Source organism: Francisella-like endosymbiont (assembly GCF_003069505.1).
Classification (GTDB): domain Bacteria; phylum Pseudomonadota; class Gammaproteobacteria; order Francisellales; family Francisellaceae; genus Francisella.
Genome location: NZ_QAPC01000002.1, coordinates 94,828 through 113,997, shown reverse-complemented (window position 1 = coordinate 113,997; position 19,170 = coordinate 94,828). Strand labels below are relative to the sequence as shown.

Below are 19,170 nucleotides of genomic sequence, written 5' to 3'. Positions count from 1 at the left end.
AACTATACTGAATCAGTATAATTGTAATTTCCTAGTGAAATTTTATCAATTTTTTCAAATTTTAGAATACTAAAAAGTCAAATATTGTGCTTGACTTTGAGGAATCAGTTATGAGATGTAGGCAGCACAATGCTTGCTGTCTAACTATCTTAAAAAATTATTTTGATAAAATTTCAGCAGCGGCTTTGTTAAGATCTTTTACAGCATTTATAGATATTTGTAATTGCTCTCTTTCTTTATCAGAAATCTCTACTTCTATAGGTCTGACACCATTTGCAGAAATTTCAGTTGGAACACCAACAAATAGATCTTCATCAAGGCCATACATACCAGCTTTTACTTTAGCAGCACATGGTAAAATCATCTTTTTATCTTTTAAGAAGCTCTCTGCCATTTGAATACTTGCAGCCGCTGGAGCATAATATGCTGAACCTGTTTTAAGTAAAGCAACGATTTCGCCACCACCACTTCTAGTTCTAGATACTATAGCATCTAAGCGCTCTTGTTTAAGTTTGCCTTCTTTAACTAACTGCTCTAGTGATACACCAGCAACATTCGACATTTTAGTTAGAGGAACCATAGTGTCACCATGACCACCCATCACATATGCTTGTACTTGCTGTACAGATACATTTAGCTCATCAGCTAAGAATGTTCTGAATCTGGCAGAATCTAATACACCAGCCATACCAACAATTTTATTATCTGGTACTCCTGAAAATTTTTGCAACATATTTACCATAATGTCTAGTGGGTTAGTGATACATATGACAAAAGCATTAGGGCAGTTGTGCTTAATACCTTCACCGACTGCTTGCATAACTTTGATATTAATACCTAGTAGATCATCACGAGACATCCCTGGCTTTCTTGGAACACCAGCTGTTACGATTACGATATCAGAATTTTCTAAGTTTTTGTAATCATTTGTACCTCTAACTTTAAAATCAACTCCCTCGATAGGGCAAGTTTGTAATAAGTCAAGTGCTTTACCTTGAGGCATACCTTGAGCAATATCAAAAAGAATTACATCACCTAATTGCTTTATAAGTGCTAAGTGAGCCAGTGTACCACCAATGTTACCAGCACCAACAAATGCTATTTTTTTTCTAACCATTAAAATCTCCTCTATTGTGCTAAAAACTAAATTAAAGTAGATGCTAATCATTATAACTAATAGCTTAGTCGTTATTCAATGAAAAGTTTTGTAAGCTCTATTAGTTTATAATTATAATTGTATTCAAGTAAACTTATTAACTAATTATATGATGCTCAAGAAAATCATAAATAATTTTGGTTTGGCTATAGGTATTATCGGAATGGTTATATTTATGTTTGGTCTAACAGAAACTGATATTGTACACAAAAATTTAATAGTTCTTTTTGCTACTTTTTTCTTGTTTTTGTCAGCTGCCATCCAAAAAGAGCTTTTTTTACAGATTTATAAGGCATAAGCATTTGTCAATGCTATTATGATTTTTTATAATTTAACTACGATATTATAATCTGTTAGTGTTTATATTTTTAGCATTTGTGTTTACTATTTATTACTTTTCTAGACATAAATTAAATATTGCTAGAATATGTGCTTTTTAGGATTAGTTGCACTATGTCTAGGTATACTTTTAGGTAGAAATGAACCAATGGTAGTATGTGGTATTTTTTGGTAATTTATACGGTATTTTCTATCCAATAAGGTTATTCAGTTGGTTGGATATTTCTAATACTTAATATTACTATTTGCGCTTGTTGCAGATAACGCATTGTATGGTTTTTACTAATGAGGAATTTTAAATTATGAGAAAGTTATCATTTTTAGACAGGGTTATTGAAGAGTTTGATAGTTATGCTAGATTTACAAAGGTACCACTAAATCCGAATAGAAAATCTCCTAGTAGTAATACTTCAGATGGTGAGTTATCTGAAGTCGAAAAGAAACATTCAGCTGGATTGATGAGAGTTGACTATACTGGTGAAATTTGTGCTCAAGGTTTATATAGAGGCCAAGCTAGTGTGGCGAAGTCAGCACAAACAAAAGAGCATCTATATCATGCTGCCGATGAAGAGTATGATCATTTGGCATGGTGTGGAGAGAGACTTCAAGAGCTAGGAGCTAGACCTAGTTTACTTAATCCGTTTTGGTATTGGGCATCATTTGGTATTGGTGTTGTTGCTGGGTCTATTAGTGATAGCTTAAGTTATGGTTTTGTAGTTGAGACTGAAAAGCAAGTAATTAAGCACATTGACTCGCATTTAAAAAGTTTGCCTTTAAATGATAACCGCTCACGAAAAATTCTCAAACAGATGTATATTGATGAGTCAGAACATGCTGTTGAGGCAGAAAAAGCAGGTGGCAAGAAATTACCCAAAGCTGTAAAAGCTATTATGAAATTACAATCAAAAGTAATGACTACTCTTGCATATAGATTTTAATTTAATTTTTTAGAGTTGACACTTTCGTAGCTGAGATTCGTATAAATTTGTATAAGCTTTAACCTTACAGCGATTTTTTATCTTGAGCTACTTTAGCTTGGTTTTTAAAAGTACCTGCCTTGTAACGTTTGAATCCAGTTGCTCCAAGCATATACGCCATATATAAATTTTTGGTAATCTGTCATTTTAATACTTAAACTTTTTGAGAGTTGCACCATATACTAACCAATAAATTCGACCATATCATCAAATTATTATGCTTAGCATTTATTTTGACTTGTTGTTAAAAATGTTTCTAAGTGCTATCGATTGCCTGAGTTTATCCGTAAGCTGATGAATATTTATTTTTTGCATTTGCGTCAAAACGTGACTCTTAATAAATCAAAGCCATAACAAAGGCTGGCTCAAGATTGTATTTTGCTTGTGCTTGTTTGAGTGATTTTCTCCAGTTAGGATGCTGTTTGGGTGTTTCACATGCCCCTGTATTAGTTTATCTATGTTTGTTGTGTCGGAGCAATTATAGTAATAATAAGCAAAATAGACTTATTATAAAACATCTAAAGCTAAGTTTTGTCATTAAAAAATAATTATTAATACTATAAAGGGTAAGGAATATAGAAATCTATTTCTAGTATTTTATGTCTTTTAAAATAATTAAAATCATCATCGATTATTTCTTTAATTATAATCCCTGCTATAGTCAAACCAAATAAAGAATGTATAACTAAGTGTACCATTTGTTGCTCTAGATCTGCCTTGCTGGTTAGGTTGTGGATCTATTGGAAGAAGGGGGAGAAATCCCTTTCTGTGTTGAAAATACTGCTTTGATGTAGATATTGTTTTGATACCTAATTGATGAGCAGTTTTGACTAAATTTATTTTTGCGTTTAGTGTGTCTATAGCATCGATTACATAGTTATAGCTTTGCTGAGTAATTAAATCTTGGTTATTCTGAGAATTTATAAATGATTTGCAGAGCATTAACTTGGCATTGTGGGTTGAATCTGTGATATGTTGTTGCATAACTTGTACTTTAGATATACCTTATGATACTGTTTAATGCAATGAGCTGACGATTAATAATTAGATGGGTCAACAATATCCATATCAACGATTGTCAATTTACCAATACCAGTTCTAGTAAGTGCTTCGATTACAAAAGAACTGACACGCCACATACGGCAATAAAGATATTTGCATTCTCAAGTTTTTCTAGACCACTATTATTGACTAAGATTGCTGTTCTTTGTGTGATAGTTTTTATTATAATTTATGAATACACCTTGTTCATATCATTTATATAATTATAGGCAAACAGATTAGCATAAGTCTCAGCCGTGACGTGATCAACCTCATTTATATATAGTTGAACAGGCAGCCAATCTGTAGTAGTAGTTAGGATTTTATTATTGTTTAAAACAAAACCATTAACGATTGCATTAGCGTTTTTCATGAATTTATCATAATTAAGTCGGGTAACTACAGAATCTTCTTTAAGAGCAAATAAGTATAAAGGCGTTCTAGTTTTCTCACCAAAATCAACTATATCCGCAGCTTTCATAGTTTTAATAAGTTCTGGGTTAGAAAAATTTTCTCATTAAATAGGTCATACATTGAGTTATTACCAGTTGGTATAGCATAATGAGAAGCTGATTGTTGATGAGGATATTTTTTGTATAAAGCACTGTTAAATACCGTATCAGCAAAATCTTTATTTAGGATGTGTTTTTGTAGGAATAGTGAGTTGAAAGTATAATGCTTGCCAGCGATGTTACATTTTTCTTGTGGGAAAGTAGAGCATTGCATTTCAAAGAAACCTTTATCAAAGTCATTGATAGAAATGGTTTTTGATATATTGCTATAATGTAGATAGCTCATCAATGTATTAGCCATTAAGCCTGGTTTTAGAATCGATGTGGCAAGCTTACTATGTAGAGCATATTTTTGTGAATCATTATTATCAATCATAAAATCTAGAGTTGTATGACTGATATCATATGCACCACTTAAACCTGCAGCAGCTCTATATTTGTATAGCTTACCTAATTTATTGACACCTTGGCAATTACCTTGCCACCCTAAGCATTTAGCACTCCATATTGAGTATCCACCACCTTCTGAATAGCCTACTGAGAAAAGATTAAGTGTATCACTAGCATCTAGATTATATTTTTTACGGATTTCATTGCTAACATCATTTAGTAAATCTACTGCTGTATTTACTGTCTGTTTAGGGTATAAAACATATGGATGATAATTTTTGTAGTCATCGCCTTGACCAATATAATCTGGTGTAACAACAATATAGCCATTTGCAACATATATTGCAGCATAAGTAACATCAAAAATAAGGCTTGTTTGATTATCCTTACTAAAGTTTGATGGTACACCAGCATTATTAAATACAGTGGGATGATAGTATAAGATAACACCTTTAGGTGAATCAATATCAGGCAACATTAGTAATCCAGATACTTTTGAGGTAATCTTACCTGTTGCAGCAAAAGTATTTGTTGTTTGATATGTTATTTTATCAAGTTTAATACTTTTGATATCAGTATTTCCTAGCGAATTAATATCAATACCATATTGTTTAATACTGTTAATATTTTTATTACAGTCTTGTTGAGAGAGGTTTTTATTACAAAAGTATTTTGTTTTGAAGTCTCTTACTATATCTGCTGTTTTCCAAGTAGTGGAGTTTACAACATTGCTATGACCCAAACAACAAAACAGAATTAAGCTTAAAAATGTGGTTTTTTCATAGTGAAAATTAGCTCTAAAAATTTTAAGTTATTATTTTAGCAATTATTTTTTTATAAATCTTTTAATCTAATTCAATGTTTCTAACATCTGTAACTGTCATACCAGCTTGTAAAGCGCTGATAAGCCCTGTAACACCATCTTCAAAAACATGGCATTCTCGAGGTCTTAGGTTATATTTATCTGCAAGCATAGTAAATGCGGCTGGAGTATTTTTACTTGGATGATTATCATCAGTAGTAATAATCTCATCAAAAAAATCTCTAAGCCCAAGCACATCAAGAGATTTATATACATTTAACTTTTTGCCACCAGATAACACCAGCATCGGCATTTTGTTATGATAGTGCTTAATTAAATCAACTATAGGTTCGATAGGCTTTGTTTGATTTAGTAGTTCATAGGTTGTTTTTTTAATTTTATCCGCTATTTTAGGTGTTTGATTATCATCAAAGTTAAAAACTTCTTTTAGGATATATTTGCTAGGTAAACCATTATATTTATCAAAGTCTACTGATTCAATTTCAACTTTTGTAGTTTTTAAAATATTAAGCCATGCATTTATATGGATATCCATATTATTTGCAATAGTACCATCACAATCAAAAATTAGTAGTTTAGTATTTTTATGAACAGGTAAAAGCATATTATTTTTTGAAATCAATATTTATTAACGATATTATATACAATAAATAGAGTTGACATAAGTGCAATTAGTAAGCAAAATTACAAGCGCTAATTTAAGATAAATTGACCATGAAACTTTAATTAAATGAAGGATGATATTAGTAGGTAAAAAAGCACCATTTAATGCCCTAGCTGTTTTAGGTAATGGTGAGATTGTTGATAGTTATGATTTTGCAAAAGCTATTCAAGGTAAGTATACTGTTGTAGTATTATATCCATTAGATTTTACATTTGTATGCCCATCTGAGCTTATCGTTTTAGATAAAAGAACAGCTAAGCTTAAAGAGCTTGGTGTAGGTTATTTATTATGTATCAATTGACTCACATTTTACTAATAATGCTTGGATAAATACGCCAATAAATGATGGGGTATTGGTCCAGTTAAATATACTATGGTTGCTGATATTAACCAAGAATAGTTAAAGCATACGATGTGCAATCTACTGGTGGTATGGCATTTAGAGATACTTTCTTAATCGATAAGTCTGGTGTGGTAAGTCATCAAGTAGTTAATGATCTACCATTAGGTAGAAATATGGATGAAGTTATCAGAATGGTAGAAGCTTTACAATTCTAAGAAGAGCATGGAGAAGTTTGTCCAGCTGATTGGAAGAAAGGTGATCAAGGCATGAAAGCTTCTCCTCAAGATGTTGCTGAGTATCTATCTGATCACCTTACAGATCTATAATAAAATTTATTCATTATATTAATACTTCTAACCTTTAAAAATTCTCGGTATTTTAAGCTGTATAGATGAGAAATATTTTATAACTTTGATAAGTTTGCTCTTGCTTACTTATTAAATAGCTATGCAGCTGAACAAATTTCTGATATAAATACGCAAAAACAACTTATTCAAACTAATAAAGCTAAGCAAGCAATTAAAACTGATAGCTCAGCAATTGATGTTGTTGAACAACATGAAAGTGAGTCTATAGTTGCTGGTAAAACTTTTGATGTTGATAAAATACTTTTGAAAAGAACTAATACAGATAAAGTTAAGCCACCATTTTTGGTATAGATAACTATGTGATATTTTATTAAGCAATACTTAATACCCAATAAGATATTAGTGATCCACTGTTTATACTACAAGCACGCCAACAAGGAATTCTAGCAGATGATTATATCTATATGAGTGCAAAACTTGCTGTAATTAACTAGCAAAGATTAAACAAGGTTCCTCTTAGCGGAGAAACTAAATTATTCACATATTCAATTGAAGCTATGCTGCTTCAACAATCTAAAAATGGTTTAGTGCTTTAGCAGGGTTTATACTTTATCAAGATTATCGTAACGGAATTAATATAACCTCGAAACTATATATACTAATTTTAGGCAATTTCTCAGAGAGTCCTTTTTTGGTTATGTAGCAAACTCAACAGTAATGTATGGTAACTTTGATGTTGTATCAAACTATGTTCCGACATTAACTAGAACGTATTTTATGCAATCATGAAGTAATATTAATCTTTCTTATCATAACTTAATTAAGATTTACATTTAAACATAGTACTTTTAGATACTAATCCTAATAGTTATTTCAATGTTACAAACGCTGGAAGTGAAAGCGGTGTGGGTTTTGCTGAATAGTAAGTATATTTATCAAATGGAGACAGCTAGCGATTATCAATTTTTTGACTTAACCTACTCAAATGTTTCTGGATTTCAAACTAAAATGGCTGTAATGTTGGCACATTTGATGTTAACTATGGTTTGGCAGTTTCAGATATAAACTTTGAAGCTGAAGCACTAATAACCGATAAAGGTGTCGGTGGTATTAATCATTCTTCAGCTGTTAGCTCACAAAATATGGCTAAAGTACCATTTTTGGTTCTATTAGACCTAGTGCTAAATTAATTTATGATGGTTTTTTTAGGTTCGGGGCTAATGTAGCATCATAGTCTGTACAAACAAGTTACACCGCTGCAGTTTTTAACAGAAGGGTTATCCCATATGTTAATTATTCTCAAATTCTTCAAAACACCAAGAACTATTCATATCAATATGGTGCGCGCTTCGATTTAATGTCTTTTATAGTTCTTGGTTAGGATTTGATTACACTGACATAATCTCACGTAGTACAAATTTTACGGAAAGACAAAACTATCTTTCTATAAACTATACATTATGATTTAAGTAATCTGTTGCTATAATTAAATTCTAGTATATTTATAAATATTTTTTAAAATGTTACGACAAGTTTTCATAGATACTGAGACAACTGGTTTTGATTATAAGATTGGTAATAGGATTATTGAGTTTGGTGCAGTTGAAGTTATTGATAGAAGGATCACAGGAAATACACTACATTTCTATTGTAATCCAAATTATGAAGTTGAAGCTGGAGCTTTAGCTATTCATGGCCTTACAAATGAGTTTCTTGCAGATAAGCCTCTTTTTGAAGATAAAGTTGATGAAATGATTAATTTTCTAAAAGATGCTGAAGTTATAATTCATAATGCTGCTTTTGATGTACCATTTATTAATTGGGAACTTAGCCTTTTAAAAAATAATAAGCACGGAACACTAGAGAAAAATGTTACTAAAATTATAGATAGCCTTGAGTTAGCTAGAAAAAAACATCCTCTCCAGAAAAATAACCTTGATGTGTTATGTAAGAGATATCAAATTAGAAATGATCATCGTACTTTTCATGGTGCATTATTAGATAGTGAACTTTTAGCTGATGTTTATCTAGCTATGACAGGTGGGCAGACTAACCTAAGCCTTCAAACAGTCAAAACAGTAAGCAAAAATAGTATTGATATTGATGTTAATGAACTAAACTTACGCAAAGCTGATGACAGTATTAGCGATATTTCTGCACATCATAATTATCTTAGTAACTTACTAAAACTAGAAGAAGATGCTAAATGGTAAGAAAAATAAATTTCCCAGAAGCCAAACAGCATGAGCTTATTTCAGTGGGTAAAGATTTTTTTGATCGAGATTTACTCTTAGAGAAAAATACTTATAAAGCGTGGTTAGCTCTAAAACAAGCAGCAACTAATGACGGTGTTAGTCTATTTATAGTTTCCGGCTTTAGAAGCTATGAGTATCAGCAGAAAATTATAGATAGAAAACTTGCTAGTGGACAGACTTTAGAACAGATTATGAAAGTAAATGCTTTGCCAGGAGAGAGTGAACATCATACTGGCAGGGCTATTGATTTAACAACTGGAGATGAAAAAGAGGTTTTGACAGAGAGCTTTGAAAAAACTTATGCTTTTGAGTGGTTAACTAAAAACGCATATAAATATAGCTTTAAGTTGAGTTTTCCACGTAACAATGACTATGGATTTGTATATGAACCATGGCACTGGTGTTATCACAATGAAAAATTTTAGTAAATTTTTATTTATAATTATATTTGTAATATTACTAAATTCTTGTAGTACAGCAAAAAAAGATGTCATAAAGCTAGAGTTTGTTTCTAGTAGTTATCCTTGGCTATTTAGCCCTGTGTGTAAAGAACTAGTTCAAGGTGACGTAACTGAGGCAATCAAAAAAAATAATAGTATCGGCAATGTTAGACAGCTTAAAAGTCTCAATCAATTAGAATCTGGAAGATTATCACAGTTAAATAGTGATTATCAAGCATCAATAACAGCCTATAACAAGGCTATAGAGTCGCTACCTAAAAATCATCAGCAGTCTTTAGATCAAGCTAAAAAAATACTTCTAAATAGAAATACATATAACTATTATGATATTAAGAATGCATATAATATTCCAGACTATGCAATTACTTTTTTGTATACTTATCAGGCTTTAAACTATCTCGAAACAAATAATATTAAGGAGGCAATACAAGCACTTGATAGCCTTGATAAGGCTAAAATATGGAGTGATGAGCAAGAAACTCTTGCTGAAGGGATGAAGCAGCTTGGAGAAAAAGACTTAGATAGAAATGAGATAACGAGCGATAATCTAGGTTTAGAAAATTTTAAAGCATTGACAAACATACTTGAGTTTTCAAAAAGAATTCCCAATGCATATGGTAATCCAATGAGTTACTATCTCAAAGCATTACTTGATTCTGCATTTCCAAAAGATTACCAAAAATCTTTGGTAGATATTGAAGATGCACAACAATATACAGTCGGCAATAGGTATCTTGATCAAACTGCTAATGAGTTTAGGTCAGCGATAATAAGCCAGACATCACCATTTGCAATGGGTTTGGGAAGAGTAGTAGTATTGTATGAGCAAGGACTTGTATATACGCGCAGATCTGCTCAAGCAAGTCTCGATCTTGGTAATATAGGTGTCAGAAAAATGGATTTGCCAGTGTATAACACAGATTATAATTTGTTTGATCCAAAGCAAGTTATAATCTCAGCAGGTGATACTAATGTAACCGATATATATACTGAAACTTTGTTAGATACAACTTTGTTTGCGATGAAATCTTTGGTAGAAGCATACTCCAAAGTTATAACTCAAAATGTTGTTATCGAGGCATTTAAATACGATTATGAAAAGAATTTCGCTTTAGGAGGTTTATTAGGTAGTACCTTGAAGTTTGATTTATCAAAAACCGATCCTAAAAGAGCTGATTTAAGAAGTTGGCTACTACTACCAAATAGTATTGATTTGTTTGAGCAACAACTCGATAGTGGTAATTATATGATTCAAGTCAACAATATTCGTCAGAAAATTGATGTTCAGCAAGGTAAAACTACTCTTTTATGGATCGTTGATATTGGTAAGTTTAAAAAAGTCTATTATTTTATTTTTTAATTATATCTAAATACTACTTTTACACCCCTAGTAGTCTATTATTATAGTCAACCCACCATAAAATTATCATCATGAATTTATTTCATATCTCATTATAAGTACTGATTTTATTGAGACATTAAAAAACAAGTTATAATGATTAGATTATTTTTTTGTATTACTTTTTTATAGTGAACTAGTATATTAATAAATACATATCTAAATTACCTAGATAGTAAATCAATACAGAATTATATTTACTCGCGACCAGCCAAGTGATATAAATAGGAGACGAAAAAGAGATATTTATGAATGATATTATAATTTTGAGTGCTGGCAGAGTCGGTTCACTTGCAAGTTACTTATTGTTTGAAAGCGGTGATTACAGAGTTTATTTGATTGACAGATATATTCCAGATGATAAGCCAGTCTTGGAAAAAAAATATTGATAATTTAAAATATGTAGAATTGGATGCAGCAAACTCTACAGAATTACTAAACTATGTAAAACAAAATGATGTTAAAACGATTGTTTCATGTTTACCATTTTTCCTTAATAAAAATATTGCTAAATTAGCTGGTAGACTTGAGCTTAATTATATTGATCTAACTGAGGATGTTGAAGCAACTAATTAATGATTTATTAGTATTGTATCTAATAACCTTATGCAAGAGTTTGATTTAATTGATACAGTGCGTATGAGGGTAGGTGCTTTACCATTAAATGTATTAAATACACTTCAGTATGGATTAACTTGGTCTACAGAAGGTCTTATTAATGAATATGCTAAACAATGTGAAGCTATTGTTGATGGTGAGAAAAGAACTTTAGCAGCACTAGCAGATATTGAAGAAATTAAAATAGATGGTTTTACTTATAAAGCTTTTAATACCTCTGGTGGTATTAGTTCGATGATCGAGACTTATGTTGGTAAGGTTGAAATATAAACTATAAAAGTATTCGCTATTCAGGACATTGTGAAAAAATGAAATTCTTGATGTAGAATATGAAGCTTGGTCAAGATTTAAAGACAATGGTTAAAATTATGGAGAGAACTATTCCACGTATTAATCAAGATGTTGTAATTATCTATGTATAAGTTGATGGTATACATAAAGGTCTAAAAGCCGAACGCCATTTTGCGCAGAATTATCTATCAAAATGTTATGTTTGGTAAGTATTTTTGAGCTTTACAACTAACAATAGCAACTAGCTTATGTGTAAGTATTGACCTTTTACTTGATGCTAAAAATCAGCCTAAAGGTTTTATAAATTAAGAATTGATATGTCTAAAAGATTTTTATAACAATAGATTTGGTCAATTCTATAAGAAATCTGGGTTATTAATACAAGCGGATTAATATAGTAGGGGAGTATGAGTATTTTAAAAGAACTAGATTTAGGTTTAGAAACACATATCACTAATGATACTAATAACGTTATAGAAACTTTAAATCCTGCAACAGGTGAGCTTTTAGCTAAAGTTAGAAATCAAAGTGTAGATGCTATGCAGTAGGCTATCGCAAAAGCTTCTGAAGTCGCCAAACAGTGGCGTCAAATTCCAGCATCTAAAAGAGGTGAGTTTAGTTAGACTGATAGATGAAGAGTTACTTAGAAATAAAGTCATCTAGGAAGTCTAGTATCTCTTGAGATGGGTAAATCTAAACAAGAGGGTTATGGTGAAGTTCAAGAAATGATAGATATGGAAGCTTTTGCTGTTGGTCAATCACGTATGCTGTTATAGCGTGATGATGAATTCTGAGCGTCATGATCATAGGATATATGAACAGTGGCATCCATTAGGTGTTGTTGGTGTGATCTCAGCTTTTAACTTCCCTGTAGAAGTATGGTTATGGAATTTTACACAGTAATTTGTGGTAATACAGTAATTTGGAAACCATCCGAAAAAACACTTCTATATTCTATCGCAATACATAATATTTGTCAAAAGGTAATTAAAGAGTATAATTACCCTGAAATTTTTTACACAGTTATTTCTAAAGATGTTGAGGTTTCAAAAACACTAGTTAATGATGAAAGAGTAAATTTAATATCTTTTATAGGTTCGACAAGAGTAAGACAAGATGTTGATCAGCAAGTTGCTAAAAGATTTGGTAAGTCAATTTTAGAATTAAGAGGTAATAATGCTACAATTATTGATGAGTCTGCGAATTTGAAACTTGCAATTCCAGCAGCAGTTTTTGGAGCAGTTGGTCAAAGATGTACTTACTAAAAATACTCTTTGTCCATGAGTCAATCTATGATTTAGTCAAGGAGAAAATGGTCAATGCTTATAAAGCAGGTCAAAGTTGATGATCCTCTCGATTAAACTAATCTAATGAGACCTCTTATAGATCAGGCATCAGTTGTTAACTTCTCTAAGATAGTAGAACAAGCTGTCAATCAAAATGGTAAAGTTTGACAGGTGGTAAGAGCATTGCTAAAGCTAGCTTTTTTGTTGAGTCAACGATTATTGAAGCTAATGCTGATATGCCGGTCGTTGCTGAAAAAAACTTTTGTCCGATACTATACATATTTTAAAGATATTGATGAAGTTATCAGGTTGAATAATAGTGTAAGGTATGGCTTATCAAGTTCTATATTTACAGACAATCTTCAAAATGCTGAAAAGTTCTTATCTAGTTTAGGCAGTGATTGTGGCATAGCTAATGTAAATATTGGTACCTAGTAGGAGCAGAGATTGGTGGTGGTTTCGATAGTTAGAAGTATACCGGAGGAGGGCGAGAAGCTGGTTCGATGCTTGGAAAGCATATATGCGCCGCTAAACTAGTACTATCAACTATGATAAAGATTTACCATTAGCACAAGGAATTAAATTTAATCTGGGGGAAGTAATGTTATGAGTATTGATATTTTAAATAAGTTATGGGATTAATATATTAGTGACAATCCTCACGCAAAAGAAATTGATGATCTATTTGTAAAGAATGGTGAAAACCCTTAAATGATCATATCACTTTACGAACCTTGGATGATGATAGGATAAATATCTGTAAGTAGGCAGAAGCTTTTGTCAATATAGCCATTATCGCGTCAATTTTTAGGATTTTCGCTGCAGCGATAGCTATATTTATAGGCTTAATAAGTACTGTTTCTATTTTTTATGCTGTTTATATCCAAAGGCGTGAGCTTAAATGTGTGTGCGTAGGAGGTAATAGCAATGTTCCTTTAGGATTTTTATCTTTAACAAAGAATATCATGATGATAGCTATGGGTATATTGATGTTGTTTTTATAAAGGTAGTTATAGATGAAGAAAAAACAAAATTAGTATTAGTAATAACTTTAGCAATATTAATATTTGTGATAGCTATTTATTTTATCCAAAGAATACTAATACAGAACTATTTGTAATATGATAAAAGTATAAAAGTTAATGGAAAAGATGTATCTGTAAAGACTGGCACATGGGGTTATTACACAGTTGTAGGTGATAAGTTCAGTATTACTGTTAAAAAATAAACTAAAAGAACCAGTTATATTACATTGGCATGGTCTAATACTACCAAATAAAGAGGATGGTACAGGCTAATACAAAGAAACATTAATCTAGGAGAATCATATAATTATCGTTTTAAATTAAAACATAGTGGGACATTTTGGATGCATTCTTACTATGGTTTTCAAGAGCAAAACCTTCTTGAGACACCTTTTATATTTTATCCAAAAAATTATAATAGTAAGAACGGTATTGTAGTAATGTTTCAAGATTTTAGTTTTAAAAAGCCAGAAAAAAATAATGAATGATCTTAAGCATAGTGATGGTTTTAATAACTAGCATATGCACAAAGGCGTTATGGCTATGAATTCAGATATGCAAATGGACTTAAATGATGTTGAGTATGATGATTTCTTAACTAATTATAAGACTAATGATAAATCTGAAGTTAAAGATGTAATATCAGGTCAAATATATCGTTTAAGATTTATAAATAGTTCTTCATCAACAAATTTTTGGATAAATTTAGGTAGTTTGAAAGGCAGTATTATTGCAGTTGATGGAGTAGCTGTTAAAGCCGTATAGGTAATGTTTTTCAATTAGCAATAGCTCAAAGAATGGATATAGAGGTTACAATCCTTAAAATAGGAATTTCCCCTATACTAGGTCAAGTTGAATGGCAGAAAAAACAAACAGGAATAATACTAACTACTAATAGAAATGATAAAAACTTAACTATTCCTATAGTAGCAAGCTCGAACTTAGGCGCTTTTAGTTATAAACAATTAGAGGCTTACATGATAAAAAAGATTCCATCAAAGTAGATAATATTGACAAAACTATAGAATTAAAATTAATTTTATGTTTGGCAAATAATGACCAAACTTGGCCAGATGTTTCTACAATAGAGCTTGAATATGGTAAAACATATTTATTTAAAATCCAAAATAATACTGGTATGTCACATCCTATACATATTCATGGACATGTGTTTAAGCTAGGGATACTATATATGTTGGCCTAACTCTAGTGTTACTATACACTAAAAGCAGATAAACTGAGGAAGTGGTTTATATATGCTTTATCACATGCATTCAGGGATGATGACTTTTATAGAAACTAAAAAAAGTTAATATATCCTAATAATTATTTGCAATTATTTTAGCTATCTTGGCAAATAGGTCCTCATATATTGAGCTTTTACGCATAACTAAATCTATTTCCCTATAGAAATCTCTATTGTCAATATCAATATATTTAACGTTTTCAGCCTTAGTACAAGCAATCTTAGGCACTAGAGTTATACCTTCATCGATAGATACCATTTGTTTTAGGGTTTCTAGGCTACTGCCTTTAAAGTTATTATTAAACTCTCGTAATGCACAGAGCTTAAGAGTTTGATCTCTAAGACAATGACCTTCATCAAGAAGCATAAGGTTGTACTTAACTATCTCTTTTACACATATTTGCTTATTTTTTGCTAATAGATTAGTTTTAGCTACAGCTACATAAAACTTATCATTAAAAACTTTTTTTCTTTTGAATTGGTAGTTTTCTGTAGGTGTTGCTAGTAAGGCAAAATCGATTTTACCTTGATCAAGCATTTTAACGAGAATATCTGTTTTTTCTTCAACTACAGCAATACTTAGATTAGGAAAATCTCGCTTGATAGCAGGGAGAATTTTAGGCATTAAGTATGGGCATAGAGTTGGAAATGCACCAATCGAAATGCTGATTTTACCATTCTCTAAAAGTGGTTCAGCAATTTTCTTAAGGTTATTTACTTCATCAAGAATTTTATATGCTTGGTTTACGATTTTCATTCCTGATTTAGTTATCAAGACTTGTTTTGTACCACGCTCAAAGATTTGAATACCAATATACTCTTCAAATTTCTTTATTTGCATACTTAGTGCAGGTTGGCTGACAAAACATTTTTCTGACGCTGTAATAAAGCTTTTAGTTTCATACACAGAAATGATATATTCAAGAGTACGGGTGTTCATATTCAATAAATAAAGCTTATAGCTACTATAAATATTATATATTTTAAATTATGTTCAAGAGTAATACAATAACAGTGTAGCTTAACAAAACGAAGGAGTTAGACATGACTAAAAAAGTACCTAATGTAACTTTTAAGACTAGAGTAAGAGATGAGAGTATTGGTGGTTCAAATCCATTTAGATGGCAAGATGTAACATCCGCTGATATTTTTGATAATAAAAGAGTAATTGTATTTTCACTACCAGGAGCATTCACACCAACTTGCTCAACTTATCAATTACCAGGTTTTGAAAACAATGCAACTAGATTTAGAGAGCTAGGTATAGATGAGATTTATGTTTTATCTGTAAATGATAGTTTCGTTATGAATAAGTGGATTCAGGTTCAGGGAATTCGAAATATTAAACCAATACCAGATGGTAATGGCGAATTTACCCAAGCTTTAGATATGCTTGTTGACAAATCAAATATCGGTTTTGGCAAGAGGTCTTGGCGCTATGCAATGATCGTAAATAACGGTGAAATTGAGAAAATGTTTGTTGAGCCAGGTAAGCGTGATAATGCAGATGATGACCCTTACGGTGAATCTTCTCCAGAAAACTTATTGAAGTATTTAGAGTCTAAGTAATTATGAAAAAAAGTTATTGTTGTTGGTGCAACTGGCACTATTGGTAAGGTAACTTCAAACTTTCTCAGAAATGCTAGCTGTCAAGTAGTTACTGTGAGTTTTTCTGGTGAGAAAACTGAGTTTGCTGTAGATATATAAGATTCTCAACCTATATAGAGTTTATTTGATAGATGCTTTGATATCAACTACTGGAAAGGTGGCTTTTAAAGATATCACAGCAATAGAACAAAACAAGATTAGAATTTAAACTTAAAAAATAAACTTTTAGGGCAAATTAATTTAGTGCAAATTGGTTCAAAATATATTAATGAGGGTGGCTGGCTTGTTTACACTTACTTCAGGAATATTAAATGTTGAACCAATAGCTATGAGTAGTATAGCTGCTACAGTTAATGCTGGTTTGGAAGGGTTTGTAAAAGGAGCTTCTTTGGAGTATAGCAAGTTTCGTATTCATGTTGTAAGTCCAACTTTTATTGAGGAAGCTCTTGATAAATATGCGCCATTTTTTACTGGGTTTAAAACTGTTAAAGCCGGAAGAAGCAGCAAATACTTACCTTAAGTCTGTAGTAGGTATAGTTAACGGCGAAGTTATAAAGTAGGCTTTTAACTTAAAAATCCTAGTTTAAATAAAATATTTAAATAATTATGTGCTTAATAACGGTATCAAATACTTCTTTTATAGAAAGCTCTGAAGTATCTACTATTATAGCATCATTAGCAGGCCTTAGCGGTACTACTTTACGGTTACGGTCTTGAAAATCTCTTTGTTTAATATCTGCTAAAATTTTTTCAAAGTCAGGATTTTGACCTTTAGCTTTTAGTTCATCATATCTGCGTTTAGCTGTAATCTCAGTACTAGCATCGAGAAAGAATTTATATTGTGCTTGTGGAAAAATCACTGTTCCCATATCTCTACCATCAGCAACCAAACCTTGTTCAGTAGCAAACTCTCTTTGCTTGTCTAAAAGTATAGCTCTAATAGCAGGGTAAGCAGCAACTTTTGAAGCAAGCATTCCTGTTTGTTCAGTACGTATTTCTTTAGTTACATCTTGATTGGATAGAAATGCCTTAACTAAATTATCTTCAATTTTGAAACTGATGTTTAAATTACTTAAAGTCTTACAGGCATCATCTTCATTTTCAAGATCGGTATTATTTTTGAAACAATGTAGCGCAGCTAGCCTATAAATAGCGCCACTATCTAGTAGCTTAAAATCATAGTATTTTGCTAGAGCCTTTGCTAAAGTACCTTTACCAACGCCGCTTGGTCCATCAATTGTAATAGTCTTAGAATTGTTCATTCTCAAATTCCTGCATAAATTGTACAAGTTTTTCAACATCTTCTATACTTACTGCATTGTATAAACTTGCTCTACAACCACCTACACTTCGATGCCCTTTAAGACCGTAGAAACCAGCCTTGCTAGCATTGCTTAGAAACTTATTTGTCAGTTCTTGTGTAGGTAAATGAAATATTACATTCATATTTGAACGATATTCAGGTCTGATATCATTTTTATAGATTTTTGAGTTATCAATAGTTGAATAAATTAAACTAGCTTTTTTATTGCTAAATTCTTCAACATTATTTAGATTAGTAAATTTTTCAATTAAATAATCTAGAGTTAACTCAAATGTTACCCATGAAATTACAGATGGGGTATTATAAACAGAATTTGATTTTTTCATCGCAAGGTAGTCAAAGACTACTGGAATATTATACTTTTCTTTGATTAAAGAATCTTTTACTATCACTATAGTCAAACCTGGAATTCCAGCATTTTTCTGTGCCCCAGCATAAATAAGCCCATAGTCTGAAACATTAATAGGTTTTGATAAAAAACTTGATGACATATCACAAACTAGTTCTGTATTGCATGATTTAGCTAATTTATTAATCTGGAATCCATCGACTGTTTCATTATCTGTGTAGTATATATAGTCATATTTATTTGCTTGAAATTTTTGTGCGATATTATCATCGTATTTAACGGCATCAACATTGATGAATTTAGCTGCTTCTTGAGCAGATTTCTCTGACCATTGACCACTACATACATACAATGTGTTATTATATTTATTAGCCAAGTTCATCGGAATCGCAGCAAATTGCGCAGTAGCTCCAGCTTGCATTAACAGTACAGCATAACCATCAGGAATATTAAGTAAACTTCCTAAATTTTTCTGAATTGAAGCATAGACTTCATCAAAAACTTTATCACGATGAGAAATTGATAATAACGATACTCCTGTATCTTTATAGTTTGTCATCATTTGTTGTAGTTGCTGTATTATCGATGTATGTACAACAGCAGGACCTGCACAAAAATTGATTTTCATGGCTAAAAATAATCCTTAATATACAAATTTAAATATATTTTATCAGACTTAATTAATTTGATATAAGTAAAATATTAATAAAGTTGAAAAGAAGAGTAATTTATATATTCTTGTTTAAGAAGTTGAG

The 19,170-nt window shown here is 31.2% G+C and carries 18 protein-coding genes and 9 pseudogenes; 19 read left to right on the top strand and 8 right to left on the bottom strand.

Features of this window, described 5'->3' with window-relative positions:
• Positions 1-157: 157 nt before the first annotated feature.
• Positions 158-1,117, bottom strand: a complete 960-nt coding sequence (gene mdh / locus C9379_RS04755; RefSeq protein ID WP_143384637.1) for a malate dehydrogenase — start codon at positions 1,115-1,117, stop codon at positions 158-160.
• A 151-nt stretch (positions 1,118-1,268) separates the two neighbouring features.
• Between mdh and C9379_RS04750 the strand changes: the two are divergent.
• Positions 1,269-1,781 (top strand): annotated as a pseudogene (locus C9379_RS04750) (MFS transporter).
• Positions 1,782-1,797: 16 nt separating this feature from the next.
• Positions 1,798-2,433 (top strand): 2-polyprenyl-3-methyl-6-methoxy-1,4-benzoquinone monooxygenase, encoded by a 636-nt coding sequence (coq7, locus tag C9379_RS04745; protein WP_143384638.1) that lies wholly within the window; start codon positions 1,798-1,800, stop codon positions 2,431-2,433.
• A gap of 9 nt (positions 2,434-2,442) precedes the next feature.
• On the opposite strand, the pseudogene C9379_RS04740 reads toward coq7, so the two are convergent.
• The 4 genes and pseudogenes from C9379_RS04740 to C9379_RS04725 all read right to left on the bottom strand — a co-directional run bounded on the left by C9379_RS04740 (position 2,443) and on the right by C9379_RS04725 (position 5,842).
• Positions 2,443-3,010, bottom strand: a pseudogene (locus tag C9379_RS04740) (transglycosylase SLT domain-containing protein).
• 101 nt (positions 3,011-3,111) lie between these two features.
• Positions 3,112-3,456 (bottom strand): hypothetical protein, encoded by a 345-nt coding sequence (locus tag C9379_RS04735; protein ID WP_143384639.1) that lies wholly within the window; start codon positions 3,454-3,456, stop codon positions 3,112-3,114.
• A 247-nt stretch (positions 3,457-3,703) separates the two neighbouring features.
• Positions 3,704-5,220, bottom strand: a pseudogene (locus C9379_RS04730) (alpha/beta hydrolase family protein).
• Between the two features lie 40 nt (positions 5,221-5,260).
• Positions 5,261-5,842 carry an HAD family hydrolase gene (locus C9379_RS04725; RefSeq protein ID WP_318263252.1) on the bottom strand — a complete coding sequence of 194 codons (582 nt, stop codon included), beginning with the start codon at positions 5,840-5,842 and terminating at the stop codon, positions 5,261-5,263.
• Between the two features lie 133 nt (positions 5,843-5,975).
• Between C9379_RS04725 and C9379_RS04720 the strand changes: the two are divergent.
• The 15 genes and pseudogenes from C9379_RS04720 to C9379_RS04640 all read left to right on the top strand — a co-directional run bounded on the left by C9379_RS04720 (position 5,976) and on the right by C9379_RS04640 (position 15,092).
• Positions 5,976-6,571: pseudogene (locus tag C9379_RS04720) on the top strand (peroxiredoxin).
• Between the two features lie 356 nt (positions 6,572-6,927).
• Positions 6,928-8,017 (top strand): annotated as a pseudogene (locus C9379_RS08810) (hypothetical protein); the annotation flags it as partial.
• Positions 8,018-8,073: 56 nt separating this feature from the next.
• Positions 8,074-8,766, top strand: a complete 693-nt coding sequence (gene dnaQ / locus C9379_RS04705; protein WP_143384641.1) for a DNA polymerase III subunit epsilon — start codon at positions 8,074-8,076, stop codon at positions 8,764-8,766.
• The gene (locus C9379_RS04700) at positions 8,760-9,233 is read left to right on the top strand and encodes a M15 family metallopeptidase (protein WP_143384642.1); all 474 of its coding nucleotides are present in this window, start codon (positions 8,760-8,762) and stop codon (positions 9,231-9,233) included. Before dnaQ ends, C9379_RS04700 begins: the two co-directional genes overlap by 7 nt.
• On the top strand, positions 9,220-10,629 hold the full coding sequence (locus C9379_RS04695) for a COG3014 family protein (protein ID WP_318263254.1): 1,410 nt from the start codon (positions 9,220-9,222) through the stop codon (positions 10,627-10,629). Before C9379_RS04700 ends, C9379_RS04695 begins: the two co-directional genes overlap by 14 nt.
• Before the next feature lie 378 nt (positions 10,630-11,007).
• Positions 11,008-11,244 carry a hypothetical protein gene (locus C9379_RS04690; RefSeq protein ID WP_318263255.1) on the top strand — a complete coding sequence of 79 codons (237 nt, stop codon included), beginning with the start codon at positions 11,008-11,010 and terminating at the stop codon, positions 11,242-11,244.
• A 30-nt stretch (positions 11,245-11,274) separates the two neighbouring features.
• Entirely contained in the window at positions 11,275-11,556 is a 282-nt protein-coding gene (locus tag C9379_RS04685) for a saccharopine dehydrogenase family protein (RefSeq protein WP_343377536.1), read from the top strand.
• A gap of 428 nt (positions 11,557-11,984) precedes the next feature.
• A pseudogene (locus tag C9379_RS04675) lies at positions 11,985-13,473 on the top strand (aldehyde dehydrogenase family protein).
• 35 nt (positions 13,474-13,508) lie between these two features.
• A pseudogene (locus C9379_RS04670) lies at positions 13,509-13,627 on the top strand (DUF1338 domain-containing protein); the annotation flags it as partial.
• Between the two features lie 3 nt (positions 13,628-13,630).
• Positions 13,631-13,867 (top strand): annotated as a pseudogene (locus C9379_RS04665) (glutaredoxin); the annotation flags it as partial.
• A gap of 192 nt (positions 13,868-14,059) precedes the next feature.
• Positions 14,060-14,161, top strand: coding sequence for a multicopper oxidase domain-containing protein (locus tag C9379_RS04660; RefSeq protein ID WP_143384644.1), 102 nt, complete (start codon positions 14,060-14,062; stop codon positions 14,159-14,161).
• A complete protein-coding gene (locus C9379_RS04655) occupies positions 14,161-14,376 on the top strand; it encodes a multicopper oxidase domain-containing protein (protein ID WP_143384645.1) in 216 nt (71 codons plus the stop codon). Before C9379_RS04660 ends, C9379_RS04655 begins: the two co-directional genes overlap by 1 nt.
• 34 nt (positions 14,377-14,410) lie before the next feature.
• Positions 14,411-14,653, top strand: coding sequence for a cupredoxin domain-containing protein (locus C9379_RS04650; protein ID WP_143384646.1), 243 nt, complete (start codon positions 14,411-14,413; stop codon positions 14,651-14,653).
• 32 nt (positions 14,654-14,685) lie between these two features.
• Positions 14,686-14,892: a cupredoxin domain-containing protein gene (locus C9379_RS04645; protein ID WP_343377535.1), complete on the top strand. Its 207-nt coding sequence runs from the start codon at positions 14,686-14,688 to the stop codon at positions 14,890-14,892.
• Complete coding sequence (locus C9379_RS04640; protein ID WP_425536931.1) at positions 14,853-15,092, top strand: multicopper oxidase domain-containing protein; 240 nt, start codon at positions 14,853-14,855, stop codon at positions 15,090-15,092. Before C9379_RS04645 ends, C9379_RS04640 begins: the two co-directional genes overlap by 40 nt.
• Positions 15,093-15,207: 115 nt before the next feature.
• On the opposite strand, the gene oxyR is transcribed toward C9379_RS04640, so the two are convergent.
• Positions 15,208-16,074 carry an oxidative stress transcriptional regulator OxyR gene (oxyR, locus tag C9379_RS04635; RefSeq protein ID WP_143384649.1) on the bottom strand — a complete coding sequence of 289 codons (867 nt, stop codon included), beginning with the start codon at positions 16,072-16,074 and terminating at the stop codon, positions 15,208-15,210.
• A 104-nt stretch (positions 16,075-16,178) separates the two neighbouring features.
• On the opposite strand from oxyR, the gene C9379_RS04630 reads away from it, so the two are divergent.
• Together C9379_RS04630 and C9379_RS04625 are read left to right on the top strand one after the other, a co-directional pair.
• Complete coding sequence (locus C9379_RS04630) at positions 16,179-16,703, top strand: peroxiredoxin (RefSeq protein WP_143384650.1); 525 nt, start codon at positions 16,179-16,181, stop codon at positions 16,701-16,703.
• 15 nt (positions 16,704-16,718) lie between these two features.
• Positions 16,719-17,302 (top strand): annotated as a pseudogene (locus C9379_RS04625) (short chain dehydrogenase).
• 36 nt (positions 17,303-17,338) lie between these two features.
• Here the strand turns inward: C9379_RS04625 and cmk are convergent.
• Both cmk and serC read right to left on the bottom strand, forming a co-directional pair.
• Entirely contained in the window at positions 17,339-18,004 is a 666-nt protein-coding gene (gene cmk / locus C9379_RS04620) for a (d)CMP kinase (RefSeq protein WP_143384651.1), read from the bottom strand.
• A complete protein-coding gene (serC, locus tag C9379_RS04615; protein ID WP_143384652.1) occupies positions 17,991-19,043 on the bottom strand; it encodes a 3-phosphoserine/phosphohydroxythreonine transaminase in 1,053 nt (350 codons plus the stop codon). The genes cmk and serC overlap by 14 nt, the downstream gene beginning before the upstream one ends.
• Positions 19,044-19,170: the final 127 nt, after the last annotated feature.